A 3757-nucleotide genomic window follows, 5' to 3' on the forward strand; every position below is an offset into this window, starting at 1 on the left:
GGGGACGGGCGACACGGCGGCGCGGGGACCGGAGACCGCCCGAGCCGGTGCTCCGGGGGGCGGGGACGCCTTCGCGCAGGCCCGCACCCCCCTTCCCCGGCAGCGGCAGTCGCCTCCCGCAGGACCCCGGCAGGAGTACGTGGACGCCTTCGACGAGGACGACGCCTTAACGCCACGGCCCCGCAAAGGCACGCCGTCCGCGGTGCCGTCCGTCCCGGCGGACGGGCGGGGCGCCGGGACCGGGCGCGGCACGGGCACCGCCGCGGGCACCAAGGGGCGGACGTACACCGGCATCGCGGCCGCCGCCGTCACCACCGCGCTCGCCGTCGTCGTCGCCGGACAGGTCGCCGACGGCCGCTCCGGCGCCGATGTGCGGGCGCACTCCGTGCCCGACCGCGGGGCCGCCGACGTCGCGGCCGCCGACGGCAAGCCGGCGGAACCGCCGCCGAGCGCGCCGGTGCTGACGTACGACCAGAAGATGAACATGAAGTACGAGCTCAGCCCCACCCTCAAGGGCCCGGGCGAGTTCGAGACGATCCCCGGCACCGCCAAGGCGCCCGGCAAGGGACGCACGTACACCTACCGGGTCGACGTGGAGAAGGACCTCGGCCTCGACGGCGAACTCTTCGCCGAGGCCGTGCACAGGACGCTCAACGACGACCGCAGCTGGGCCCGCGACGGCCGTGCCTTCGAACGGGTCTCCTCCGGCAGGCCCGACTTCGTGATCACGCTGGCCAGCCCCGGCACCACCGCCGTCTGGTGCGCCAAGTCCGGCCTGGACACCACCCAGGAGAACGTCTCGTGCGACTCGGCCGCCACCGAGCGCGTGATGATCAACGCCTACCGGTGGGCGCAGGGTTCGGAGACCTACGGCGACAAGATGTACGCCTACCGGCAGATGCTGATCAACCACGAGGTCGGCCACCGGCTCGGCTACGGACACGTCAACTGCGACAAGGACGGCGCCCTGGCGCCCGTGATGCAGCAGCAGACCAAGTTCCTGGAGCACGACGGAATCCGCTGTCTGCCCAACCCCTGGCCCTACCCCAGGGGTTGACCGTCGGCTGAGCGCGGCCCCGGGTGCGGTGTCCCGCACCCGGGGCCGCACTTTCAAGGCGTCGAACGCGTCCCGCACGGGAAAGTTACGCCTCTTCACCCCTTTTGATGGTGCGATGGACAACCGTCCGTCGCACCGCCCTCATGTCCGCATACGTTCGTCCCGCTGCGAGCCGTCGTACGGCGGGCGGCTTCCCGCACGGAGTGAACGAGAGGGAACGGGGGTGCACACGTGCGCATCGGACTGGTGACGGAGGGTGGCTATCCGTATGTGGGCGGTGACGCCGGACTCTGGTGCGAACGGCTCGTGCGCGGGCTCGGGCAGCACGAGTTCGACCTCTACGCGTTCAGCCGCGACCGCCGGCAGGAGCAGGCGGGCCGGGTGCCGCTGCCACCGCAGGTCGGCCGGGTCCGCACCGCACCCCTGTGGACCGCCGGGGACGACGGCGTCACCCACGGACGGCGTGCACGCCGGCGCTTCGCCGAGTGCTACGGCGAACTGACGTCGGTCCTGGCCACGATGGGCGGCGGCTCCCGTGACCGCGGCGAGACGCCCGGCCGCGACCGTAGCGGCGACGAGGCGGACCGTTTCGGCAGTGCGCTGTACGGGCTCGCCGAACTCGCCCGCGACGAGGGGGGACTGGCGGGCGCACTGCGCTCGGAGACCGCCGTCCGCGCGCTGGAACGCGCCTGCCGCGCGCCCGGCGCCTCGCGGACGGTGCGCGAGGCCCGTGTCCCGGACCTGCTCGCGGCCGCCGGGCACCTGGGGCGGGCGCTGACCCCTCTCACGGTCGACTGGTACGAGGACGACGGCCTCGGCGCCGCCGACCTCTGCCATGCGGCGGCCGGCGGCGCCGCGGCCCTGGCCGGGCTGCTCGCCCGTCACTTCACCGGTGTCCCCCTGCTGGTCACCGAGTACGGCGCGCATCTGCGCACGCACTACCTCACCACCGACGCCGGCAGGACCGCCCCGGCCGTACGCGCCCTGCTCGCCGCGTTCCACGGCGGGGTCGCCGCCGAGGCGTACCGGCGGGCCGCCCTCGTCACCCACGGCAACGCGCACACCCGCCGCTGGCAGGAGCGCTGCGGTGCCGACCGCGCCAAACTGCGCACCGTCCACCCGGGCATGGACGCCACCGCCTTCACCGAGGTCGGGGAGTCGCCGGAGACCGCCGATCCGGACACGCTGGTGTGGATCGGCCGCATCGACCCCGCCAAGGACCTGGTCTCCCTGCTGCACGCCTTCGCCCAGGTGCACACGCAGGAGCCGAGGGCGCGGCTGCGGATCGTGAGCACCGGGATCGGCTCCGACGGAGCGGCCTACCTGGGCCACTGCCGGGCGCTCGCCGCCCAGCTCTTCCCCGACGAGGCCGAGGGCCCGCACACCGTCGGCGACAACCCGGTGTCCTTCGAGGAGATCGGCACCCCGGAGGCCCCGACACGCGCCGAGGTGTACGCCTCGGGCGCCGTGATCGTCCTGTCGAGCGTCGTCGAGGGCTTCCCGGCCGGTCTCGTCGAGGCGATGTTCTGCGGCCGTGCGACGGTCTCCACGAACGTCGGCGCGGTCGTGGAGGTCATCGGCGGCACCGGACTCGTCGTCCCCCCGCGCAATCCGCGGGCGCTCGCCGAGGCATGCCTGGCACTGCTGCGCGACCCCGAGCGCCGTGTGCGCCTGGGGGCCGCCGCCCGCGCCCGCGCGCTCGAACTGTTCACCGTCGAGCAGAACGTCGCGGCGTTCCACGACATGTACCTCGAGATCGTCGCGCGCTCCCCGGACCGGCACGCCGTTCCCGGCGGGACCGACGACCCCCTCCCGTTCGCCACTCCGGCCGAGGCGCATCTGCCCGGCAGCTGGACCGGACTTCCCGGCCGCGCCGCGGATCCCCCGGAAACCGGCGCGACGGCACCCCGCCCGACCCCCGTGACCACCCTGGAGGTCCCCGGATGAGCGGCCCGGTGAGCGACCTGGAAGACCTGGAAGAACAGGGAGAGCAGAGAGAGCGGGGAGAGCAGGGAGAGCAGGGAGGACGGCGAGAGCAGGGAGAGCAGGGAGAAAACGGCCGCCCCTGCGTCGCGGCCGCCTCCGCCCGTCCCGCCGGGAGCTCCGGCGAGCCCTCGGCCCCCGGCCGCGGTCCGTCCGCACCCTCCCGGCGCGGCGCCGCCGACCCGGTCAAGACGCTGATGCACCGGCACCGCGACCTGTGCCGGCAGGCCGTCGACCCCCTGGAGATCGCCGCCGGCCTGGAGGCGCACGGCGTCACCGACCGCACCGCCGCCCGCTTCCGCCACCGCGACGTCTTCTCGCTCGCCGAGGAGATGTACGCCCGGATCTCCCGCGACACCGGGACACCGGCGCGCCCCGAGGCCGCCGCCGTGCCCCCGATGGGTCTGGGCCCGCTCGCGCTCGGCCTGCTGCCCGGCGTCCTGGGCGCGGTCGCCGTGGCCGGGCTGCGCCTGACCGAGGGCCGGACGCGCCTGGCCGTCGCCGCGCTCGGCGTCCTCGCCGTGGGGCTGGGGCTGCGGGCCATGCTCCGCCACGGCCCGCTGAGCACCGGCGGACGCACACCGGCCGGCGCGCACGCACCCGGCACGCGCGGGTGGACCTGTCTGCTGCTCGCCTACGCCCTCCTCGGCGACGGTCTGCTGGACGCAGCCCTCACCGGCGGCCCCGACGCACTGCCCGACGGCACCGCGGCCGGGG

General features: G+C 75.1%; 2 protein-coding genes and 1 pseudogene. All 3 read left to right on the forward strand.

Annotation, left to right across the window (positions count from 1 at the left end):
- Nucleotides 1-1057 (forward strand): DUF3152 domain-containing protein (locus tag CCN35_RS24405; protein WP_425444319.1); only part of this gene is annotated, 1057 nt, incomplete at its 5' end.
- 231 nt (nt 1058-1288) lie between these two features.
- The gene (locus CCN35_RS24410) at nt 1289-3004 is read left to right on the forward strand and encodes a DUF3492 domain-containing protein (protein ID WP_079129622.1); all 1716 of its coding nucleotides are present in this window, start codon (nt 1289-1291) and stop codon (nt 3002-3004) included.
- Between the two features lie 8 nt (nt 3005-3012).
- Nucleotides 3013-3757 (forward strand): annotated as a pseudogene (locus CCN35_RS24415) (hypothetical protein); the annotation flags it as partial.

Origin of the sequence: Streptomyces thermovulgaris, from assembly GCF_002155915.1 — a bacterium.
Lineage (GTDB): Bacteria > Actinomycetota > Actinomycetes > Streptomycetales > Streptomycetaceae > Streptomyces > Streptomyces thermovulgaris.